We start from the raw sequence: 20,304 nt of genomic DNA, 5'->3' as shown, positions 1-20,304 counted from the left end.
AACTAAAGATGATGCAGAGATATTATTTTTTTTAAACACAGTGTTAGTCGTCGTTGTCTTCTTGAAGTTTAGGATCAGGTAACTTCACACTAAGCTGAATGAGTCGTCGAGTATCAGCGTTAGTGACTTTGAATTCAATGCCTTCGATTAACACGCTTTCATTACGCTCTGGTAAATGACCAAAGGCATGAGACACTAAACCACCGACAGTATCGAACTCTTCGTCGCTGAATTGGGTACCACAAGCTTCATTGAATTCATCAATTGGCGTGCGGGCTTTAATCATAAACGCTGTGTTACTGATCTTCTTGATTTCCGTATCTTCCACTGAGCTATGGTCAAATTCGTCTTCAATTTCGCCGACGATTTCTTCCAAGATATCTTCAATGGTGACTAGACCGGATACGCCACCGTACTCATCAACCACAATGGCCATATGATAACGTTGGGAGCGGAATTCTTTTAGCAGCACATCGACTCGTTTACTTTCTGGGACAACTACAGCAGGTCGAATGACTTGGTGTAATGAGAAAGGTTGGTCAGATTGCTTAAAACCATATTTGAGTAGATCTTTTGCTAACAAAATACCTTCAATATGATCTTTATCTTCGTTGACTACGGGAAAACGAGAGTGTGCTGATTCGATGACTGTTTCAAGTAACTCTTCAACAGTACTATCGATTTGTAATGTGACTATTTGGCTTCGAGGGATCATAATATCGCGAACGCGAAGACCCGATACTTCTAAAACACCATTCATCATTTCGCGAGTATCTTCGGTAATGAGATCACGCTCTTCAGCGCCTGCAATCACATCAACAAGATCTTCACGATTTTGAGGTTCGCCCTGAAACAACTGACCTATTTTGTCAATCCAGTTTTTTTTACGGGCGCTGGTACTCGGTGGGATGTCGTCACTCATAATATTTTACTAAATCGCTGGAGGGCACTTTCATGCAATCCTTTGACTTATTTATGCTTCCTTATACGGATTTGAAAAACCTAAACCTTCAATGAGTTGAGTCTCTAATGACTCCATTTCTTCGGCTTCACTGTCGATAATATGGTCATAACCTAGCAAATGCAAGCAGCCATGAATAACCATATGAGCCCAATGTGCAACAAGGGGCTTATTTTGTTGTTTTGCTTCGAGTTCTACGACCTCAGCAGCAATGATTAAATCACCTAAAAGTGGCAATTCTACCCCTGGTGGGGCATCGAAGGGAAACGATAAAACATTTGTTGGTTTATCCTTGCCTCGATAAGTATGGTTAAGCTGCTGACTTTCAGTATTTTCGACAATACGAATCGTCAATTCAGCTTGTGCCATTGTGTTACCAATTGCGGTGCGAACCCATAATTCAAACGCTTCTTGTGTCGGAATAGCTTGTGGGTCATTTACCGCAATCTGTAAGTCTACATCTAGCTCCAGTTTCGTGCTTTTCTCAGAGCTCATTTTTAACGACCTCAGTAGCATGATTTTCTTGCGTCATTTGTTCGTTAAATGCTTCTTGCCGCTTTTTGTACTGGCGCTCTTTTTCTGCTTTTATTGCTAGCTCTTTACTGTCGAAGGCATCATAGGCTTCAACAATTCTAGCAACAATTGGGTGACGCACAACATCGTGTGACATGAAAAAGTTAAAGCTGATGTCATTCACTTCGCTGAGCACTTCGATAGCTTGGCGTAGACCAGACTTTTGGCTACGAGGCAAATCTATTTGAGTAATATCACCTGTGATAACAGCGCGAGAATTAAAGCCGATACGGGTTAGGAACATTTTCATTTGTTCAACCGTGGTATTTTGGCTTTCATCCAAAATAACAAACGCATCATTTAAGGTACGGCCTCGCATATAGGCAAGTGGGGCGATTTCAATAATGTTACGCTCAATCAGTTTTTCAACTTTTTCAAATCCAAGCATTTCAAATAATGCATCATAAAGCGGGCGTAAGTAAGGGTCGACTTTCTGGCTTAAATCACCAGGCAAGAAACCTAACTTTTCACCTGCTTCAACCGCTGGTCGAGTTAACAAGATACGGCGGACTTCTTGGCGCTCAAGGGCATCAACGGCTGCAGCCACGGCTAAGAAGGTTTTACCCGTACCAGCAGGGCCAATACCAAAAGTAATATCATGCTTGGCAATATTGGCCACATAATTGGCTTGATTTGGATTTCTTGGCTTGATAACACCGCGTTTAGTTTTGATGTGCAGGGCACTGTCCTCACCTGAGCTTTCAGCTTCAAGGTTGATGACTTCTTGTATGGCTAAATGCACGCGCTCAGGTTCAAGATCAGGGGTGCTGCCTTTAACCGTTTGCGTTTCAATATATAACTGCTTGAGCAAATTATTCGCATTAAATGCGTTGCGTGGTAGGCCTACAATCTTGAAATGATTGTTTTTGTGGGCAATCTCAACCCCTAAACGGCGCTCAAGTTGTTTAATGTTGTCATCATAAGGACCACATAATGAGGCCAACCTTCGAGTCTCTGAGGGCTCAAGGTACAAATTCATGGTTGTTACTTTAGTGGACAAAAATATTGCTCCAAAACGAGAGTTTATTAACAATCAATCTACGAGTGTAAACGCTAAAATACCACGCTATGATGGTAAAAGCATAATAAAGGCGGCTCAAGGCCGCCTTTATTAACAAAACATAATCTGATTAATGATTAGTTTGGAGTGAACTGAGTCACACCTAGATCATCATCGGTTTTATGTTTAGCCAAAATATCTGACGGGCGTAAACTACGACGTAAATCCATTTCGTCTTCACCACGGACAAATACGCCACGTAATGAATTCGTGTAAACGTCAACGATTTCAACATCAACAAAGCCACCAATGCACTTTGGATCGCCTTCAAAGTTAACGACACGATTATTTTCAGTACGACCACGAAGCTCCATTGGATTCTTTACAGATGGACCTTCTACCATAATACGTTGCACTGTACCTAGCATTTGACGGCTGTAACGCATCGCTTGTTGAGTAATACGGTCTTGTAAAATCGCTAGGCGCTGTTTTTTCTCTTCCATGGATACATCATCAGGCAAGTCCGCTGCTGGAGTACCAGGACGTGCACTGTAGATAAAGCTGAAGCTGTGATCAAAGCTCACATCTTCAATCAACTTCATGGTGTCTTCAAAGTCTGCTTGAGTTTCACCTGGGAAACCAATAATAAAGTCAGAACTGATGTGAATATCAGGACGGGCTTTACGTAACCGACGGATGATTGACTTGTATTCAATCGCCATATGGCCACGTTTCATGTTAGTTAAGATGCGATCTGAACCTGACTGAACAGGTAAGTGCAAGAAGCTCACTAATTCAGGTGTATCTTCATAGACATCAATAATGTCTTGTGAAAACTCGATAGGGTGACTCGTGGTAAAGCGAATACGATCGATGCCATCAATAGATGCTACTAAGCGAATGAGTTCTGCAAAGGTGCAGATTTCATCATCGTGAGTTGGACCACGGAATGCATTAACGTTTTGGCCAAGTAGGTTTACTTCACGTACACCTTGCTCCGCGAGTTGTGCAACTTCTAGAATCACATCATCGACAGGGCGGCTGACTTCTTCACCACGTGTGTATGGCACTACACAGAATGAACAATATTTACTGCAACCTTCCATAATGGACACGAACGCCGTTGGACCATCAGCTTTAGGCTCAGGTAAACGGTCAAACTTTTCGATTTCAGGGAAGCTCACATCAATAACGGCTTTATCACCGTTATTGATTTGGGTAATCATTTCAGGAAGACGGTGCAAGGTTTGTGGGCCAAAAATAATATCAACACACTGAGCACGTTCTTTAATTGCTTTACCTTCTTGCGACGCAACACAGCCGCCAACACCGATAATTAAATCAGGTTTTTTATCTTTTAAGGTTTTCCAGCGACCAAGCTGATGAAACACTTTTTCCTGTGCTTTTTCACGAATTGAACATGTGTTTAGTAGCAGTACGTCTGCTTCTTCAGCATCCTCAGTCAAGGTATAGCCTTGATAATCGTCCAGCAAATCAGCCATTTTAGATGAATCGTACTCGTTCATCTGACAGCCCCAGGTTTTTATGTGCAGTTTTTTACTCATCAGTTACGCCGTTCTATTACCACAGAAAAATAGCCGAGTATTTTAACTGCACAAAGGCTCGCTGGCTAGCCTTTGTGCACATCTTGTTGGCATTATTCTGAAATGGCGAATACCCCTATTTTTTCAGGGTATTTATCTTGCTGAGCTAACTCATTTGATTGATTAGCAAAAAAGCCAAAATCTTCGGCCATCGCTAAATTATCTAAACGTGCTTGAAGCATGACCTGTTGATTTAAATCAGCATGCAATCTTGATGAATGGGTAAACTCTGCTGCTAAATTGACGAATTCTTGTTCGTCATCAGCAAAAAAACCGTATCTTTTTGCCAAGGTGACATTGTCTTGGCGAGCTTGGGCAATAATTTTCTGGCCTAGCTCTCGATTAAAGCCAGTGAGCATTTCCGTGGTTTGCTGATATAAGGCATAATCAAATGGCGTGCGATAGATGACAGTGACGGTTTCCATTGGTTGTATTTGCGCATGAGATGCAGCAGAAAATAACCCAGTGACGGCCAATATAGTGCTCACTAAAACGCGGGTGATTTTTTTTACATTAAACGCCAATGACGTTGTCGAAAGTTTGGTGCTAATTTTTGTAGAATGTACGTACGTGCTGCTAGTAGACATAGTATCCTCTCTTACCTTGGCATGACAGAAGTGGTGCAAGGTGTTTTCATTAGACAGTTTGAGTATAAGAAGAGGTTTACTGGTTAATATGTCACCATTGTAAGCAGGTGTTGCTCAAAGATTGTCTAGCAACATATCGACACGATTAAGCGAATTTAGACACGTTTGCACATATTTAACTAAAACAAGTGTGACGTGCGATGAGAAGGGTTTAGTAATGCAAGATGCAGTTCAAGATACGGTTGAAGGCAGTGACCAAAGTCAAGAGATTCAACATGATGTAGTGATTGTTGGTGGCGGGATGGTTGGGGCTGCAGTTGCTGTTGGCTTGGGGCAGTTAGGCTTAAATGTTGCAATGATTGAAGCTTATCAACCCAAGGCCTATGAACCAGAACAAGCGCTGGACCTTCGAGTGTCAGCAATTAGTGTCGCCTCTGAGCAATTGCTCGACCGTCTTGGTGTGATGGACACCTTATTATCATTACGTCATGTGGCATACAAAGGCTTAGAAACTTGGGAGATGGATGATTGCATCACTCGGTTTCATGCGGACCAAATAGATGAACCGCATTTAGGTTACTTTTTTGAAAATCGCTTAATTCAACTGTGTCTATGGCAACAAATCGAGACGATGGACAATATCACCTTATATTGCCCCAACAGTGTAAGTCGATTTGAACGAGTTAGCTCAAGTGAAGCTACACAAGTTAAAGTCAGTCTTGATTCTGGTGCTGAGCTGATGGCAACACTGGTTGTGGGGGCCGATGGGGCTAACTCACAAGTCCGTCAGTGGGCAGGTATTGGCATTACAGGTTGGGATTATGCACAATCAGCCATGTTGATTAATGTTGCCACAGCGACTGAGCAACAAGATGTCACATGGCAACAATTTACACCTCATGGCCCACGTTCGCTTTTACCTTTACCAGGTAAAAATGCGTCATTAGTTTGGTATGACAGTCGCAGCCGAATTAAGCAATTAATGCAACTCAACCCTGTGCAACTTGCCGAACAAATCAGACAGCATTTCCCTGAGCGGTTAGATAGTGACTTTACCGTTATCGACAGAGGCAGTTTTCCATTAACACGTCGACATGCGCAATCATATTATCAAGACAATGTGGTCATATTAGGTGATGCAGCACATACCATTAACCCACTTGCGGGGCAGGGGGTGAATATTGGTTTTAAAGATGTCGATGTATTGATTGCGACAATTGCTGATGCCATTGGCAACGATAAACCTTGGTGGACTGGAAGCGTGTTACAGCAATATCAGTGCAAACGTTATAACGATAATTTACTGATGATGTCTGCGATGGATGCATTTTATGCTGGTTTTAGTAATAACTTATTGCCGCTCAAATTATTAAGAAATGGCATGTTAAAGCTAGCAAACCATGACAACCCAATCAAAAAGAAAGTCCTTAAATATGCATTAGGCTTAGCATGACCGATATTGTGACTAGCCATACCCTGTGCTCTGAATCATTAATGAAATAATGTTGTCGAATGAAGTGCCTGAAAAGTTCAGGCGCTTCTAATTTTAAACATCTATCTTCTCGTTTTCTCCTGCTGTTTTTCTTCTTACTAGGCACAGCCTTTGCGCCAATAGCCAGTTTGTGGCAATAAAATTAAATGCGCTCGTCAGTAAAAGCAGCCGCTTGGTGCCAAGTTATTATCTTGAGTTTAGGTTAATTAGCACAGGGTATTTGTTGAGTTCTGTTTTGAGTGTTAAAATGCCGCGCTTTAGCGCAATCAGATCATTGTCAGTGTGTTTTTGTACTTTGATTTGTTGTTCGCGCGGTATTATTTTCGCTAAAAAATGAGTACTAATGAGTCAAATTAAACTAATTGTCGGCCTTGCAAATCCGGGCGCTGAATACGCGCAAACTCGTCATAATGCAGGTGCATGGTATGTGCAGGAACTCGCACGTTTATGTGGCGCTACTTTAGTACCTGATAGTAAATATTTTGGTTTAACCGCAAGAGTGACCATTGACGGTAAAGATGTCAGGTTATTAATACCGACAACGTTTATGAATTTAAGCGGTAAGTCAGTGAGTGCATTAGCTAACTTTTTTAGAATTACCCCAGAGCAAATGTTAGTTGCACATGATGAGCTGGATATGGAGCCGGGAGTCGCTAAGTTTAAACTTGGTGGCGGTCACGGAGGCCATAACGGTCTAAAAGACATCATTGCGAAAATGGGCAACGATAAAGGCTTCCATCGTCTTCGTATCGGTATCGGCCATCCTGGTGATAAAAATCGTGTCAGTGGCTATGTGCTGGGTAAAGCGCCCGCAGTAGATCAAGAAAAAATGAATGCAGTAATAGATGAAGCAGTGCGTTCAACAGAGATTTTATTTAAGCAAGATATGGCGAAAGCCATGAACAGATTACATACTTTTAAAGCTGAGTAAGGATTAATCCGTATCAACGGGCTAATCGTCATCGGTTTTAAGATGATTATTGATATTCACTGCATCAGTGTTGGTGCAGTTCAACATAGATAAAGGTAACAAATATGGGTTTTAAATGCGGCATTGTTGGTTTGCCAAACGTTGGTAAGTCAACACTATTTAATGCGTTAACTAAAGCAGGAATTGAAGCAGCTAACTTCCCGTTTTGTACCATTGAGCCTAACACTGGTGTTGTACCAGTACCGGATTCTCGTTTAGATAAGCTTGCTGCTATTGTTAGCCCTGAGCGTATTTTACCAACGACAATGGAATTTGTAGATATTGCAGGTTTGGTTGCTGGTGCATCTAAAGGTGAAGGTTTAGGAAATAAGTTCCTAGCTAACATTCGTGAAACTGATGCGATTGGTCATGTGGTTCGTTGTTTTGAAGACCCAAACATTGTTCACGTTGCTAATAAAGTTGATCCAGCTGGCGATATCGAAGTGATTAACACTGAATTAGCATTAGCTGACTTAGACAGTTTAGAGCGTGCTATTACACGTCAACAAAAGCGTGCTAAAGGTGGCGATAAAGAGGCTAAGTTTGAAGTTGAAGTGCTTGAGAAAATGCGCCCAACGCTAGATGAAGGCCAAATGCTGCGTTCACTTGAGCTAAGTAAAGAAGAGTTAGCAGCTATTGCTTACCTTAACTTCTTAACACTTAAGCCTACTATGTATATTGCTAACGTGTCTGAAGATGGTTTTGAAAACAACCCGCATTTAGATGCAGTAAAAGCGATTGCAGAAACAGAGAATGCTGTTGTTGTTGCTGTTTGTGCGGCGATTGAATCTGAGCTTGCAGAAATGGACGCTGAAGAGCGTGATGAGTTTATGGCAGATCTCGGTTTAGACGAGCCAGGCCTTGATCGCGTGATTCGTGCAGGTTACCAATTACTGGATTTACAAACTTACTTTACCGCTGGTGTAAAAGAAGTGCGTGCTTGGACAGTGCCAGTTGGCGCAAGTGCTCCACAGGCTGCTGGTGTTATTCATACTGACTTTGAGCGTGGTTTCATTCGTGCACAAGTGATGAGCTATGATGACTTCATTGAGTATAAAGGTGAAGCTGGTGCTAAAGATGCGGGTAAATTACGTGTCGAAGGTAAAGGTTATATCGTTAAAGATGGCGATGTAATGCATTTCTTATTCAACGTATAAAAGCGATTTTCAAACTATAATAGTGTGAAGATTGTTTAAAAAAGGGATTGAGGTTAACTTTACTAAGATATTTTGTCGATTTGACGCTCAGTTTGGTGAACTTATAGCCGAACAACAACAATTGATGAAAATAGCTAAAAAAAGCAGTTGACCTCGATACCCTGAATAAGCATAATACGCCCCGTCCTCACGACGAGGGCAAGAAAGAATAAAGTGGCAATGTAGCTCAGCTGGTTAGAGCACAGCACTCATAATGCTGGGGTCGCAGGTTCAAGTCCCGCCATTGCTACCATCTTCTCTAGATGTAAATTAAGAGATTGCTGGTTAGTTAAAGTTTTAACTTTAGAAATATGACCGGCTACCTTCTCAAGGTTAAATGAGCATCGTGTTCTGGATGATAAACAGAGTCTGTGCGGGAGTGGTGGAATTGGTAGACACGCCAGATTTAGGTTCTGGTGCCGCAAGGTGTGAGAGTTCAAGTCTCTCCTCCCGTACCATTATTAAGAAAATTGGCTTATAGCGAGTTTTCAAAAAAGCTTTAGATTGGGATATCGCCAAGTGGTAAGGCACCGGGTTTTGATCTCGGCATTCCCAGGTTCGAATCCTGGTATCCCAGCCATTTTAAAGTAAGTAGTAAAGATTATTGGGATATCGCCAAGTGGTAAGGCACCGGGTTTTGATCTCGGCATTCCCAGGTTCGAATCCTGGTATCCCAGCCATCTTTGGCAATGTAGCTCAGCTGGTTAGAGCACAGCACTCATAATGCTGGGGTCGCAGGTTCAAGTCCCGCCATTGCTACCATATTTAAAAGGTAGAGTAGAGGGAAACCCTAAACTACTTAGTTAGAAAAGAGCAAGAAACAGCGTTTACTCATGATATAAATGAGTTTACTCTGGTAAAAATTTGATGCGGGAGTGGTGGAATTGGTAGACACGCCAGATTTAGGTTCTGGTGCCGCAAGGTGTGAGAGTTCAAGTCTCTCCTCCCGTACCATCAAATTTTCTTCAATATGTACATCTTCCTCGTTTAAGAGTGACATATCCAAGTTTTTGGGATATCGCCAAGTGGTAAGGCACCGGGTTTTGATCTCGGCATCCCCAGGTTCGAATCCTGGTATCCCAGCCATATTTAACCTTACGGTTAGAGCAAAAGCCCGTCTTATGACGGGCTTTTTGTTGCCTGAAATTTAGTATCAGCGTTATGCTTGAAGCACTCTAGCGCTTAACAATGGCGCTTTGATTATTCAGAACCCTAACGGCGTTTGTTATTAGCGAGCTATCTTTAGAGAATGTGATGCAGATAAACAAGATTGAACCATCAATGTGGCAAGCGATTTTTGAGTTACAGTGTCAGGTCTATACTGAGATTGAGCCAGAAAGTTTGCAGGTGTTAAGAGGTAAGTGGCTACATTCGCCTCACTGCTGTTTTGTACTGCAAGATAAAGCGGATAACATCCTTGCTTACTTGCTCGCTCACGAATGGCACGATGAAATGCCTCCTAAGCTTTATCAGCCTCTTTTAAATGAAAATAAAGGGGATAGACTGTTCTTACATGATTTAGCAGTTTCTAAAGCACTTAAAGGCAAAGGCGCTGGTAAAAAAATGGTAACCGAGTTAATTGATATTGCTAAAGCTGGTCATTACCAACACATTCAATTAGTCGCGATTCAACATTCAGTGCCATTTTGGCAGAAAATGGGCTTTAGCATTGATGTAAATAATGTCGCCAGTGAGACTTATGGCGACAATGCACAAGTGATGGGGCTAACCCTATAAAAAAATACGGCCTATTGGCCGTATTTTTGTTTGTCGTTAATGCGATTAACTAGCTGGGTAAGAAGTCGATGGCCCAAATTGTCGTCATGGTCGCTACATCCTCAGCAGGAAAGCTGATTGAACGTAAAACAACCTTTAATTGGCGTTCTAATTTCGGGTTATTTAATTGGCTCGATTGAATATCGACACGACTAATGCTGCCGTTTGGTTGAATTTCAATTTCGAACATGACTTTACCTTTAAGAAAAGGATCTTTTCTCAAAGCACGGTTATACAGTGCATACAATCGTGCCTTGTTTGCCTCAAGGGTACGCCTTAACGCCGCTTCAGAACGCTGACCTGCAGTACTTGCTTCACGATCAATTTCTGCATTCGCCCCTGCAACTGCTAATACCTCTTCTTCAGCTAACCGTATTTGCTGGGTATTTTTAGTGCTAATCGCATCAGATACCACGGTTTGCTGCACGGTCGAAGTCGATAAGCTTTCACTTTGTGTATTAGCCGCTGCGGCAAGTAACTTGCGTTTTACTTTCACTTCTTGGGCTTGGTTTTGCTCAAGGTTACTTTGCGCTGCAGGTTTAACATCAAAAGCTTCACGCATCGAAAAAAGCTCATCTTTCATGGCTGCAAGGCCTGACTTTTGTGCTTTCTCTTTTGCTGCCTCTCGAGTTGTTGGTTGCACCTTTGGTGGTTCTTCCACTTTCTCGACAGGTTTTTCTTCGAGTTTTTCTGGTTCGGGTTCTGGGATAGGTTCCTCTTTTGGCTTTTCAGGTACTGGAAGTTGTTTTTCTTTCAGCATGATTTTGGCCAGTTGAGGTGGCAATTGCTCTTTGACTTCCCTTGGCACTTCCACTTGTTCTAAAAAAGGGACACCAATACCAAAGATGACATAAACCACCAGTAACAAAATTAAGATTTGTTTGAATAATCTATCTTGTCTACTCGGTTTAAACATATCACCGATATCAGAAAAGCTATTATCACTGCTATGAGTAAGGCTTGCTGTGGTCATATTAGCCCTCACTCTGTGTTTTACTGGCTTGTCGCTCAACAGCGAGTGACATATTGCGATAGCCTGTTTCAGCACATGCAGCCATAATTTGTTTCAACACCAGGTAAGGCGTTTCAGAGCCTCCTATGATGGTGACCGCTCGTCCTTTTTCCTTTTCGGACTCTGTCAATTCAACACGCTTGCTGGCTTGATAGGTCAGTTCTGTGGTGATAGCGGTAATAAATTGCGCATTTTCTTGTTCGCTAAAATTGGGTTTATCGTCAGAGTTTTGCCACACTGCACGCTCTTGAATGAGCACAGTGTCTGGCAATACAGTGATCACCAGGTTCTCAACAGGCAGTTCTTCGGCAATCGATACTGGCAATTTTATCTTTTCGATATTTTGCAATACCCGCACTTCTGATTGGTTCACAATCAAAAAGAAAACCAAGATTGTGAAAATATCCATTAATGCGACAAGATTAAGTTTACCGCCAGCTTTAAAGCGTTTGTGGTGCTTTGCAAGACGCTTAGTTCTTGAAGATTGCTTCATGGCTGGCCTCCTGCGGTTGTACTGCTTGCACTTTGCTCAAGGCTATTTTCTGGGGCGTCGCCTAATGAAATAAGCGGAAATAATTCAGCATCCACTAAATTGGCGGCAACCACGGCTTTATAAGATCTAACGGTATCCATTGTCGTGACGATGGTTTGGTAATCGACATTGGGCTCAAGCAACAACACGATATCTCTTTTCTCAATGGCTTGCTGCTGGAATGTCAGCTTTAAATCTTGTAAATATACCGATAATGCCTTGAAGTCATAGCCTTCGTCAGTTATTTCAAAACGTTTAAGTAAAATACCCGCAGGGTAGTTAAGGGTTAAGTGATTCGAGGTGATCACCAGCTCAAGTACCTTAGGTTCTTGATCTTCATCAGCTTGCTGAGATTCTGCAGACACAGGTAGTTGCAGATTTAAAATCCGCACTTGTGAAAACACTAAACTAAGCAGCAATACTGGCACTAACACGATCATCAAGTTCATAAACGAAGTGATATCGAGTTCAGCGTCTTCGGTATTGGGGCGACGACGGCGTCTCATAGTATTAGCCTCGATCAGAATCCGTATGCTTATTAAATGACAAAGAGTTAAGTAACTTAATGCCTGCCATTTCAATTGAATCTACAATCGTTGCTGTTTTCGTTTGCAAGGTTGAGTGGAATAAAATCAATGGGATAGCTGTGATCAAGCCAAATGCTGTGGTGTTCATTGCAACTGAGATACTTGATGATAATAGATTGGCTTTTTCTGCGGGATCGGCACTTGCCACAGCAGAGAATGCCGCGATTAGGCCCATAATGGTACCGAGAAGACCGAGTAAGGTGGCGATATTGGCTAACGTTGCAATGAATGGTGTGCGCTTTTCTAGCCTCAGCATGTATTCCATGATGGTTTCTTCCATCGCATATTCCACATCTTCACGACGATCAGCTTGAGAGATACGAACAATCCCTGATTGGAGGACGTCAAATACTGGCGCTTTATTGTTTTGTGCATGCTGGCTGATGGTTGCAACGTCGCCTTTTTTTAATGCCTCTTTAATCAGTGCAAAGGCTTTTTGATTTGTGCGATGTGCTGAACTTAAATATAACCAGCGTTCAATCGTGATCGCTAAACCTACCACGAGCACTAATGCGATAGGGTAAATGAATGGGCCGCCATTTTGTAAAAATGCAATGATATGGTCGGTAAAACTCATGATATTTTCCTTTTTATTGAGTTGAACGAATAGTTCTTATTAACTCGTCCTAATTGTTTTGAATCGTTAGTTACGTGTTTTCGGGTAAATTTTTATTATTGATTAATCGTTATTGGTCTTACTCTTGTTAAGGCTGAACTCTCTTACTTGTTGCTGAAACTGCTTCGGATGTATCGGGTTAAATTCAGGTAAGGTGACTTGCATGTCAGTATCCTGAATCGCAACAGGATTTGTAATCCCTTGCCAAGGCATGATGTAGAGAACTTTGGGTTGCTCTTGCGTGCCGGTCACCTTGGTTTCAATCAGTACGGGGTTATTGGGCGAGCTAGCAGGTTCGGCCGCATGTGTTTGAATTGCTGATAGGCAAAAAATACAAAACAATCCACCATTACGCAGCATTGAGCTGATAAAACGCTTGAGTGTTGCTGAAGGAATAAATGCCGACATATTAACTTTCTCCTTCAGGCAAGGTTAAGCCTGCACGCTGAATTTTAATTTCTAAGCCTGCCAACCAACGTTGAGCAAGTTGATCATCTGGTTTTAAGCGTAAATAAGATTGGTAATAGTGGCGAGCATCTAGCAATTTGCCTCTATAAAGCTCCAGTAAAACCGCAAGATTAACTTGCGCTTCTGGGTAATTAGGCCAAATTTCAAGTGCCGTTAAGTAACCTTGTTCAGCTTGTTCAAACTTACCTTGGGTTTTGGCAATGTTGGCTTTGATTTGATGGGCATAAGGGTTAGTTGGGTTGGCACTAATGGCATTGGCTAAATGTCCGTTAGCTTTATCTAACTGGTTTTGATTGAGGGCAATAATAGCTTGGTTAACATAGGCACCTGACAGTTGTGGTTCTGCGTTAATGATTACAGAAAACATCGCATCCGCTTGTTGCCATTCCTGTTGCTTCATTAACGCTATCGCCTGCTGATATTGCTCTAATACAGAGGTTGGAACGTTTGCTAGCTTTTGCTTAGCCTCTGCTTCATAAGCATTCACTTGGCTTGTTGCTGAGCTTGTTTGTAATGATGACTCTATCGATGCTTGGGTACCATTTGTGGTGTCTACCAGCTCAACTAATGCTGCCGAATCACTTTCTAACTCAGTGATGTTGTCGTTTTGGCTTTCTGCAACTTGGGTGTTGCTACATCCTTGTATTAAAGCAAAAAAGATCAACCACAGACTTTTTCTAGTCATACAAATAAGCGGCGCTTTAATGAATCGCTTCAATAACATCATGAGTTACCTCCGGTTTGTTATATAAGGCGGGGGATAATTCAGTGAGTGTGGCAAAGCTTTTACCTACCCATTGGTCGTATATATTTTGCCAAGCACGTTGCGAGTTACTGATGTGGATCTCAATCGCTTTTTCTTCAAATGGGTAGGCCAATTCTTCTAACAAGATTTCATATTCTTCTAGTGCCAGTTCATCTAAATCTGATGGGCGCTCAGAGTCCATAACATCGGCCGCCAGTTGACGATACATCTCTGCAAGTTCATAAGTGGCTTGGGGAACATATTGTGCTTGCTGGAAATCTAATACTTGCTGGTAATAGTTAATAGCAAGTTTCATTTCATCTTGTTTACGTTTTAACGTCTTGTTGAGCGGTGCTGTGAGCTTAATGGTTTTAAATGTTTGCTGATGAGCTTTGGCAAGCGAAATTGCAGCAATGGAAGCGATAACGACCTCACGATTGCCAATAGCTAAAGCTTGATGGCGCTGTTTTTTGTCGGCGCTGAGAATTTGGCGATACCAATAGTATTCTTTGTTCGGTTCATTGGATACTTGATAAAACCCACTCATTTTTAGGCGAACTTCTTGGGCTAAATCAAACGGCTCAGGGTAAGTTCTAGCGTAGGTTCTGAAGGTTAAACGGGCTTTTTCCGTATTGCCTGCCTTTAGGTAATACTCTGCAGCTGTGTACTGGGCTTCACGTTTTAATTCTGTTGAGGGCTGATTAGCAACGATAATCAGCAACTGCTCTGCGGCAAGCTCCCATTCTTCTAATGCTTCGTAAGATTGCGCCAATTTAGCGGGGATCGTGGCGCTAAATTCATGGTTTGGATATCGCTGCTGAAAGGGCACTAAGACCTCAATAGCTTGTTGCCATTTTTGTTGGGAAAGCAAAATATTGGCAGCCTCAAACTGGCCGTTTATCGCATATTGTGACTCTGGCACTCTTGTACTGATCCGTTTCAAATCCATCACGGCTAAAGCTGGGTTTTCAGCCTTATTGGCTTGGGCTTGAAAGTAGATACTGGATGCCAATAAATTGCGCATTTCTGTTTTGGCTTTATGCTGCTGTGGCTTTAGATTTGTGCTGGCATTGAGGTAATTCAGGGCGATGTCGTAAGCCGATTCAGCCTGAATATAGTGTGATAGTTGGTACAAACTATGGGCATACAGTTGGCTGACAACTTGTACTTGTGTTAATGCAACACTTGATAAGGCTTGCCCGTGACGCAAGTGATTACTGACTTGCGAGTTATCGTAACGAATAAGCCTGCTCTCTGGCTCGTTTCCTGCTTGTTGATTTACCGCTAGCGCAGCATGCTCACTTTCTTCGCTGTCATTTTTGTTGCTGGTATTGCTATTGGTATTACTATTGTTATTTGCCTGATTAATCACTTTGTGGCGCAGTAATACAAATTGACTGAACTGGATTAAATCATCAAATTGCTTGGCGTTAAATGCATACTGTGCGCCATCGGTAGCAAGCTCTAACGCGCGTTTATCAAGTGGGTGGTTAGCAATAAATAGCTTATCTAAGCGGGTTCGCTCCGAGATGATGGATTGTCTTTTTGACTGACTTATTGGTGTTATTTCAGCGCCTTTTACCACTGACTCATCATGTTGTGACAATATGGCTCGGATGGTCAACGTGGTTGCGAATGCCGCTTTTTGCTGTAAGGCAAGTTGCTCTGCAGATGGCGCGAACGCATCTTTTTGTGTATAAGCGATAGCCTCATAACTGATTAAGGCTTGTTTAAATTGCTGCGCTTCATAGTTTGCATCAGCAAATAGATACTCGTCACCGTGAATAGGTTTGGTCAGTAAAGATTGAGCTTGTGGCAACTTAGCAAGTTGTAAGTAAACACTTAAAGCACTTGCAGCGGTTTTAAATCCATCTATGCGAGCTTGCCCTGGTGGAAGTTGTTGTGCACTGGCATACAGGCGACGACTGTGCTCGTCACTGAAGGCTAATAAATGCGGTAACACTTCTTGCTGCTGTGCGGTATTAGCGTGAGTCCAAAATTGGCTAGATAAGCCATATTGTTCAACGTACTGATTTTTAAGACGGTGCATCGAGGCGAACTTGCCTTGCTGTTGATATAAATCCAGCAAAGCTAATGAGTAACGCGCAGCCCAAATGTTATTTTTGTCAAATTCAATATAAGTTTGATAAGTCAGCTCTGCGTCATGCTGTAGCTCTTTTTTAAGTAAAAATTTGGCCAAATTATCAAACAGTACATGTTGATATATCGTCAGGTAAGGGGATGACTTTTGTTGGTTTACCAAGTTAAGCAGTGAGCGAGATTGCTCTTGTTGAGACAATGAAATACTCAGTACGCGTTGCGCATCGATAGCCAGATTTTGGTAGCGGCTTGCTAACTTGTTAAATTCAAAACTGGTTTGGGTTAACTGTTCATTATCAGTACTAATTAATTCTTCATTTGCCGCAATGATGTTATCAAACACCTGCAAAAATCTAGCATCCGCTTCGGGTAATCGATTGAGCTTAAATAGCGCCCAACCCGACATGTAAATACTATTGATGAGATATTTATCATTGTCGTTTGCCGACTCTACTTGCTGATAAGCTTGAATCGCAGCAGGGTAATCTTGCAAGTTGTAATAAATCTCACCACGGCGGAAGTTGAGTTCTGCCCGATATTGAGTATTAGGGTAGCGAGTCAGTAATGACTCCATTTCGATCAAGCTTGCATCTATCTCACCCTGCACATCGAGTGCTTTCGCAAGTTGGTATTGCAAGTGTTCATTCTCGGCTCTATCCGGGTAACGGTTCAGTAATACTTGGTATTCTGCAATAAGCTTATCGAGCTGTTGATCATTGTGTTTTAGCTGAGTTAACGCCAGCTGCTCAGCTTCTTGCGCTGACACGTCAGTCTGCTGACTGGCAACTTCATCAAAGGCTTCGCCAAACATTTGTTCTTCTAAATGTTCTGATTTGATTTGAACTAAGCGATATTCAACATGAGTTCGCACTTCTGGATCTGGCTCTAACGTCAGTAGTTGCTGGTAAATTAATGCTAACTTCGCTTTTCGCTGAGCTTGGCTTAATTGCTGTTTTTCATAGTTTACTTGAGGCTGGCTATTGGCTAAATCTGTCAATGTTGGTCGCTGTTGTTTGCTTGACGTTGGCGACTCATCGGTTAGCTGGCAACCCGCTAGACTGATTAACACTAAGCAACTTACCAATCGAGATACACCAAAGCGTTTAGGAAGCGTTAAGGCCATATTGCTACCAAGGCTTGAAACATTGCTAGTGTCAGAGTTGCTGGCTTGTAAAGCGAGTGGGTTAGTGCGCTGCATAATGCTTCTCCACTTGCTCGAAATGAGCAGTCAATGAACTCAATGGAGAATGCTCCTGTTGGGGCATGAGCTTAGTTGTGTTCAAGTTATCAGAGGTAATCGCATTGCTCGGTGTTATATCTTGCTGGCTCATTCTTTCCAGTACCGCTGCCATTTCATGGCGTGAAGTCAGCAGTAACTGCGTTAGCTGTTGACGTTGATTTTGGGTAAATAGGCGCAGTTTTTGTTGAATCGTTAGCTGTGTTTTGTGACTTGCTTGCTTGATGTCACGCGTAATATCTTCGATTTGTTTGGCTAAATTCTGCTGACGGATAACATACTCAGTGGCGCCTTGTTGAGATTGCGAGACTGATTTAAAACGAACATATTGAGCGTTTAATGCTTGTAATTGGGTGTCGATGTCTTTTAATAGTTTTTTGTGTTGCCATAAACGTGGAATAAAAGATTGTTGCAGCTGCCAATTCAGCGCACCTTCTACTCGTGTTAGTCGGAGTAAATCATCTTCTGTGTCACGTGTTGAGGCAATGTTAGCAAGTGCTTGTTTGCTTGATTCAATCCGCTGTAACCATGCTTGTTCGGTACTATTGGCAAACAGTTGCATTTGCTGGAAGGTAATTTCATCGACAGGAACATCGACAGCTTGGATTTGTTTGCTAAGTTGCTGCTTGCGTTCGGTTAGTTGGCTAATTAGGTTTTCATAATCGCTTAATTGCTGTTGAGCTAACCTTTTTTCTCTACGCTGCTTATTTAAATCGATAGTCTCAGCGAGCCAGTCACTTTTACGTTGTTGCTGAGTAAGGTTCTGTTCCAATAGGGATAAACTGGCTAATGTCGTAAAGTCATTTTTCAATGCATTGTCTGTTAGCGCTTTTTCAAGCCAAGGCTGCTTTTCGAGTGTTTCAGGACTTAATCCTTGCGGGGTTAATGCGGTTTGCATTATTTGGCTTGTGTTAAAGCGAGTTTCTAGTGCTACTTCAAAAGCGTCTAATTGTGCTAATTGTTCAAGATAAAGTGTTTCTGCTTCTTGGTAGCTTGTTAGACTTTGTTCAAGGCTTTGTTGCTCACGAACCTGAGCGGCCAGTAATATTGCCGATTGCCAACCCATTAAAGAATAAGGATATTGGCGTTTTAGTAGACCCAATAGCGCTAATGAAATGGGATATTGCTGCAATTGCTGTGCTGAAAATGCATATAAAAATAACGCTGATTCGATATAAGGACTCTGTTGGGGAAAGTCTTTTAATTGTGTAAATGCTGCTTGATATTGGCCTTGTTTGACATACGTTTGCGCTAATAACAGTTGCGCATAATCATTGATCGCTTGTTGCTGTACTTGCTGATCAGATTCTTGGTCTGTAACGCTTTTTTGGTTGTTTTCGTTATTTTCAGCTGTCATTGGAGCGGTAAGTTCTGAAGGCGTTTTTTCAGTGAACAAGCTTTGCCAAAAGCCCGTTTCAGTTTCAGCCAAAGGCATATTTTTTATTGTAATGAGCAGGGTTTCAGCTTGTTGGTACTGCTTTTGTTCAATGAAATGCAGTGCTTGGTTTAGCATAACGTAAGCCGATAACGATGAAGAAGCTAACTGGTTATCAGCTGGGTTATCGTGATTGATAGAAGCAGATGCATTAACACCACCCGCAATCTTTGCCATTATGGCAGGCTCGTTAGGCCAATAAGCCAGTTGGTTAAGAATATGGTATTGCTCAATATAGCTGTTAGGGACTTGGCTAATACGCTGCAACGTTTGTTGCGCTTGGTATGGCTGACCTTGCTCTATTTGCTGCTCTGATAATTGCAATAATGCAACTAACTTGAGTTCAGCGGGTGAAGTATTTTTTTGAGACTGAGAAGAAGTTTGATTGGCTTGGTTTTTGTTGCCAGTTAACGCTTGCTCAATTGCCAATGTTTGCTCAAATGAAGATAAGGTGCGAGTCGCTTTTTGATGAAGACCAACTGATACTTGTAGCCCAGCTTCGAACAATTGACTTTTAGCAGTATCGGCATCAAATCGTTGTCGGTTAATGCTGACTTGCCTTAACGCTGCTTGATAATCGCCTTCAAAGTAGTAATACAAGGCTTGGCGATAAAGTTTATTGCGCAGTTCTTGGTTTGCTTGAGTCGTGACTTCAGTATTAGCAGTGGTCACAGTGCTTACTTCAGTTGCTGAAATACTGTTGCTGCAGCCAATAGCCAATGTCATCAGACACAATAGCGACAAAAACTTCGTTTTAGCTGGTTTTTCTCGCTCTGGATGACGATATTGTTTACTCACATCGGCGGCTTGGGTTCGTTGAAGCACTGGTATCATCTGTTATAAAACCCATTCTTCAACGCTAACATCAGCTCGGTAACTTGATTCGCTGTCTTCAAGCTTTAATTCAACCATGATGGTTTCATCTGTCTTTTCAAAAGGGTGGTTGACTGCTCTTTGTATCGTGCGTCCTTCTGCATCAATGCCGGTGAATATTGCTGTTAATTGATGCTGGCCAGTTTTTAAATTGCCCATATATAGTTTTTGAATGCCGCCTTTTTCAAGCGCGCGGCGCTGACGCTGGGTATATAAAAATCCAGCCACATCTTGGTTATTTATTTTTAGCTCGACGCTATCTAAGGTAAAAAAACGTCCAACATCCACAGAGACAAAGATTGCTATTTGCGTGCTGGCAGGGAAAAGTAAATCTTCTTCTAAAATAAACAAATCACGATTGAGTTGAATGACCTGGCTTTTAATATCTTCAAGTTCGCTACCAATGCTGCTTTGCGCTTGTGTGGCATCTGCCGCGACGACTGGCGATACTGAGATACATAAGCTCAAAAAGAGCGCGTACAGTGCTCGTTGAGATAAACTGAAAAATTGTTGTGTTCGTTTCATATTATTGCCTTGGAC

At 42.1% G+C, this 20,304-nt stretch carries 18 protein-coding genes and 7 tRNA genes; 11 read left to right on the top strand and 14 right to left on the bottom strand.

What is annotated here, in order from left to right; all coding sequences use genetic code 11:
* Positions 1-43 precede the first annotated feature (43 nt).
* From corC to J8L86_RS16580, 5 genes are all read right to left on the bottom strand, one after another.
* Entirely contained in the window at positions 44-922 is an 879-nt protein-coding gene (gene corC, locus J8L86_RS16600; RefSeq protein WP_055025759.1) for a CNNM family magnesium/cobalt transport protein CorC, read from the bottom strand.
* A 51-nt stretch (positions 923-973) separates the two neighbouring features.
* On the bottom strand, positions 974-1,456 hold the full coding sequence (gene ybeY, locus J8L86_RS16595) for an rRNA maturation RNase YbeY (RefSeq protein ID WP_211031067.1): 483 nt from the start codon (positions 1,454-1,456) through the stop codon (positions 974-976).
* Positions 1,446-2,534: a PhoH family protein gene (locus J8L86_RS16590; RefSeq protein WP_055025757.1), complete on the bottom strand. Its 1,089-nt coding sequence runs from the start codon at positions 2,532-2,534 to the stop codon at positions 1,446-1,448. The genes ybeY and J8L86_RS16590 overlap by 11 nt, the downstream gene beginning before the upstream one ends.
* Positions 2,535-2,671: 137 nt before the next feature.
* Positions 2,672-4,099 carry a tRNA (N6-isopentenyl adenosine(37)-C2)-methylthiotransferase MiaB gene (miaB, locus tag J8L86_RS16585; protein ID WP_055025756.1) on the bottom strand — a complete coding sequence of 476 codons (1,428 nt, stop codon included), beginning with the start codon at positions 4,097-4,099 and terminating at the stop codon, positions 2,672-2,674.
* 92 nt (positions 4,100-4,191) lie between these two features.
* A complete protein-coding gene (locus J8L86_RS16580) occupies positions 4,192-4,725 on the bottom strand; it encodes a hypothetical protein (protein ID WP_211031066.1) in 534 nt (177 codons plus the stop codon).
* Between the two features lie 217 nt (positions 4,726-4,942).
* Here J8L86_RS16580 and J8L86_RS16575 point away from each other — a divergent pair, with 217 nt between their 5' ends.
* The 11 genes from J8L86_RS16575 to J8L86_RS16525 all read left to right on the top strand — a co-directional run bounded on the left by J8L86_RS16575 (position 4,943) and on the right by J8L86_RS16525 (position 10,120).
* A complete protein-coding gene (locus J8L86_RS16575; protein ID WP_211031065.1) occupies positions 4,943-6,178 on the top strand; it encodes an FAD-dependent monooxygenase in 1,236 nt (411 codons plus the stop codon).
* A gap of 382 nt (positions 6,179-6,560) precedes the next feature.
* A complete protein-coding gene (gene pth / locus J8L86_RS16570; RefSeq protein WP_211031064.1) occupies positions 6,561-7,148 on the top strand; it encodes an aminoacyl-tRNA hydrolase in 588 nt (195 codons plus the stop codon).
* 104 nt (positions 7,149-7,252) lie between these two features.
* Positions 7,253-8,344: a redox-regulated ATPase YchF gene (gene ychF / locus J8L86_RS16565; RefSeq protein ID WP_055025752.1), complete on the top strand. Its 1,092-nt coding sequence runs from the start codon at positions 7,253-7,255 to the stop codon at positions 8,342-8,344.
* Positions 8,345-8,559: 215 nt separating this feature from the next.
* Positions 8,560-8,636 (top strand) — tRNA-Met (locus tag J8L86_RS16560).
* Positions 8,637-8,756: 120 nt separating this feature from the next.
* A tRNA-Leu gene (locus J8L86_RS16555) sits at positions 8,757-8,841 on the top strand.
* Positions 8,842-8,888: 47 nt separating this feature from the next.
* Positions 8,889-8,963, top strand: a tRNA-Gln gene (locus tag J8L86_RS16550).
* A gap of 25 nt (positions 8,964-8,988) precedes the next feature.
* Positions 8,989-9,063 (top strand) — tRNA-Gln (locus J8L86_RS16545).
* A 5-nt stretch (positions 9,064-9,068) separates the two neighbouring features.
* Positions 9,069-9,145: transfer RNA gene (locus J8L86_RS16540), tRNA-Met, on the top strand.
* A 107-nt stretch (positions 9,146-9,252) separates the two neighbouring features.
* A tRNA-Leu gene (locus J8L86_RS16535) sits at positions 9,253-9,337 on the top strand.
* 57 nt (positions 9,338-9,394) lie between these two features.
* Positions 9,395-9,469 (top strand) — tRNA-Gln (locus J8L86_RS16530).
* A 168-nt stretch (positions 9,470-9,637) separates the two neighbouring features.
* Positions 9,638-10,120, top strand: a complete 483-nt coding sequence (locus J8L86_RS16525; protein ID WP_211031063.1) for a GNAT family N-acetyltransferase — start codon at positions 9,638-9,640, stop codon at positions 10,118-10,120.
* A 49-nt stretch (positions 10,121-10,169) separates the two neighbouring features.
* Here the strand turns inward: J8L86_RS16525 and J8L86_RS16520 are convergent, their stop codons facing one another.
* From J8L86_RS16520 to J8L86_RS16480, 9 genes are all read right to left on the bottom strand, one after another.
* Entirely contained in the window at positions 10,170-11,132 is a 963-nt protein-coding gene (locus tag J8L86_RS16520) for an AgmX/PglI C-terminal domain-containing protein (RefSeq protein ID WP_082972295.1), read from the bottom strand.
* A gap of 1 nt (position 11,133) precedes the next feature.
* Positions 11,134-11,664: a biopolymer transporter ExbD gene (locus tag J8L86_RS16515; RefSeq protein WP_211031062.1), complete on the bottom strand. Its 531-nt coding sequence runs from the start codon at positions 11,662-11,664 to the stop codon at positions 11,134-11,136.
* Positions 11,661-12,209 carry a biopolymer transporter ExbD gene (locus tag J8L86_RS16510; RefSeq protein ID WP_055025748.1) on the bottom strand — a complete coding sequence of 183 codons (549 nt, stop codon included), beginning with the start codon at positions 12,207-12,209 and terminating at the stop codon, positions 11,661-11,663. Before J8L86_RS16510 ends, J8L86_RS16515 begins: the two co-directional genes overlap by 4 nt.
* 4 nt (positions 12,210-12,213) lie before the next feature.
* Positions 12,214-12,867, bottom strand: coding sequence for a MotA/TolQ/ExbB proton channel family protein (locus J8L86_RS16505; protein WP_055025747.1), 654 nt, complete (start codon positions 12,865-12,867; stop codon positions 12,214-12,216).
* A gap of 102 nt (positions 12,868-12,969) precedes the next feature.
* Complete coding sequence (locus tag J8L86_RS16500) at positions 12,970-13,314, bottom strand: hypothetical protein (protein ID WP_080915102.1); 345 nt, start codon at positions 13,312-13,314, stop codon at positions 12,970-12,972.
* A 1-nt stretch (position 13,315) separates the two neighbouring features.
* Positions 13,316-14,101: a tetratricopeptide repeat protein gene (locus tag J8L86_RS16495; protein WP_211031061.1), complete on the bottom strand. Its 786-nt coding sequence runs from the start codon at positions 14,099-14,101 to the stop codon at positions 13,316-13,318.
* Positions 14,076-17,417, bottom strand: a complete 3,342-nt coding sequence (locus J8L86_RS16490) for a tetratricopeptide repeat protein (RefSeq protein WP_211031060.1) — start codon at positions 17,415-17,417, stop codon at positions 14,076-14,078. Before J8L86_RS16490 ends, J8L86_RS16495 begins: the two co-directional genes overlap by 26 nt.
* Positions 17,404-19,725 (bottom strand): CDC27 family protein, encoded by a 2,322-nt coding sequence (locus J8L86_RS16485; RefSeq protein ID WP_211031059.1) that lies wholly within the window; start codon positions 19,723-19,725, stop codon positions 17,404-17,406. Before J8L86_RS16485 ends, J8L86_RS16490 begins: the two co-directional genes overlap by 14 nt.
* Before the next feature lie 3 nt (positions 19,726-19,728).
* Positions 19,729-20,289 carry an AraC family transcriptional regulator gene (locus tag J8L86_RS16480; RefSeq protein ID WP_211031058.1) on the bottom strand — a complete coding sequence of 187 codons (561 nt, stop codon included), beginning with the start codon at positions 20,287-20,289 and terminating at the stop codon, positions 19,729-19,731.
* Positions 20,290-20,304 lie beyond the last annotated feature (15 nt).

Source organism: Shewanella sp. MMG014, assembly GCF_018100775.1.
In the GTDB taxonomy this organism is placed as follows: domain Bacteria; phylum Pseudomonadota; class Gammaproteobacteria; order Enterobacterales; family Shewanellaceae; genus Shewanella; species Shewanella japonica.
The sequence above is the reverse complement of the archived record's forward strand: the minus strand, read 5'-3'. Positions and strand labels throughout refer to the sequence as shown.

Bases quoted from the DNA above. Each gene is read 5' to 3' on its own strand.
- corC (WP_055025759.1), bottom strand. From the start codon at position 922: ATGAGTGACGACATCCCACCGAGTACCAGCGCCCGTAAAAAAAACTGG.
- ybeY (WP_211031067.1), bottom strand. From the start codon at position 1,456: ATGAGCTCTGAGAAAAGCACGAAACTGGAGCTAGATGTAGACTTACAG.
- miaB (WP_055025756.1), bottom strand. From the start codon at position 4,099: ATGAGTAAAAAACTGCACATAAAAACCTGGGGCTGTCAGATGAACGAG.
- J8L86_RS16580 (WP_211031066.1), bottom strand. From the start codon at position 4,725: ATGTCTACTAGCAGCACGTACGTACATTCTACAAAAATTAGCACCAAA.
- J8L86_RS16575 (WP_211031065.1), top strand. From the start codon at position 4,943: ATGCAAGATGCAGTTCAAGATACGGTTGAAGGCAGTGACCAAAGTCAA.
- pth (WP_211031064.1), top strand. From the start codon at position 6,561: ATGAGTCAAATTAAACTAATTGTCGGCCTTGCAAATCCGGGCGCTGAA.
- ychF (WP_055025752.1), top strand. From the start codon at position 7,253: ATGGGTTTTAAATGCGGCATTGTTGGTTTGCCAAACGTTGGTAAGTCA.
- J8L86_RS16525 (WP_211031063.1), top strand. From the start codon at position 9,638: ATGCAGATAAACAAGATTGAACCATCAATGTGGCAAGCGATTTTTGAG.
- J8L86_RS16520 (WP_082972295.1), bottom strand. From the start codon at position 11,132: ATGACCACAGCAAGCCTTACTCATAGCAGTGATAATAGCTTTTCTGAT.
- J8L86_RS16515 (WP_211031062.1), bottom strand. From the start codon at position 11,664: ATGAAGCAATCTTCAAGAACTAAGCGTCTTGCAAAGCACCACAAACGC.
- J8L86_RS16510 (WP_055025748.1), bottom strand. From the start codon at position 12,209: ATGAGACGCCGTCGTCGCCCCAATACCGAAGACGCTGAACTCGATATC.
- J8L86_RS16505 (WP_055025747.1), bottom strand. From the start codon at position 12,867: ATGAGTTTTACCGACCATATCATTGCATTTTTACAAAATGGCGGCCCA.
- J8L86_RS16500 (WP_080915102.1), bottom strand. From the start codon at position 13,314: ATGTCGGCATTTATTCCTTCAGCAACACTCAAGCGTTTTATCAGCTCA.
- J8L86_RS16495 (WP_211031061.1), bottom strand. From the start codon at position 14,101: ATGATGTTATTGAAGCGATTCATTAAAGCGCCGCTTATTTGTATGACT.
- J8L86_RS16490 (WP_211031060.1), bottom strand. From the start codon at position 17,417: ATGCAGCGCACTAACCCACTCGCTTTACAAGCCAGCAACTCTGACACT.
- J8L86_RS16485 (WP_211031059.1), bottom strand. From the start codon at position 19,725: ATGATACCAGTGCTTCAACGAACCCAAGCCGCCGATGTGAGTAAACAA.
- J8L86_RS16480 (WP_211031058.1), bottom strand. From the start codon at position 20,289: ATGAAACGAACACAACAATTTTTCAGTTTATCTCAACGAGCACTGTAC.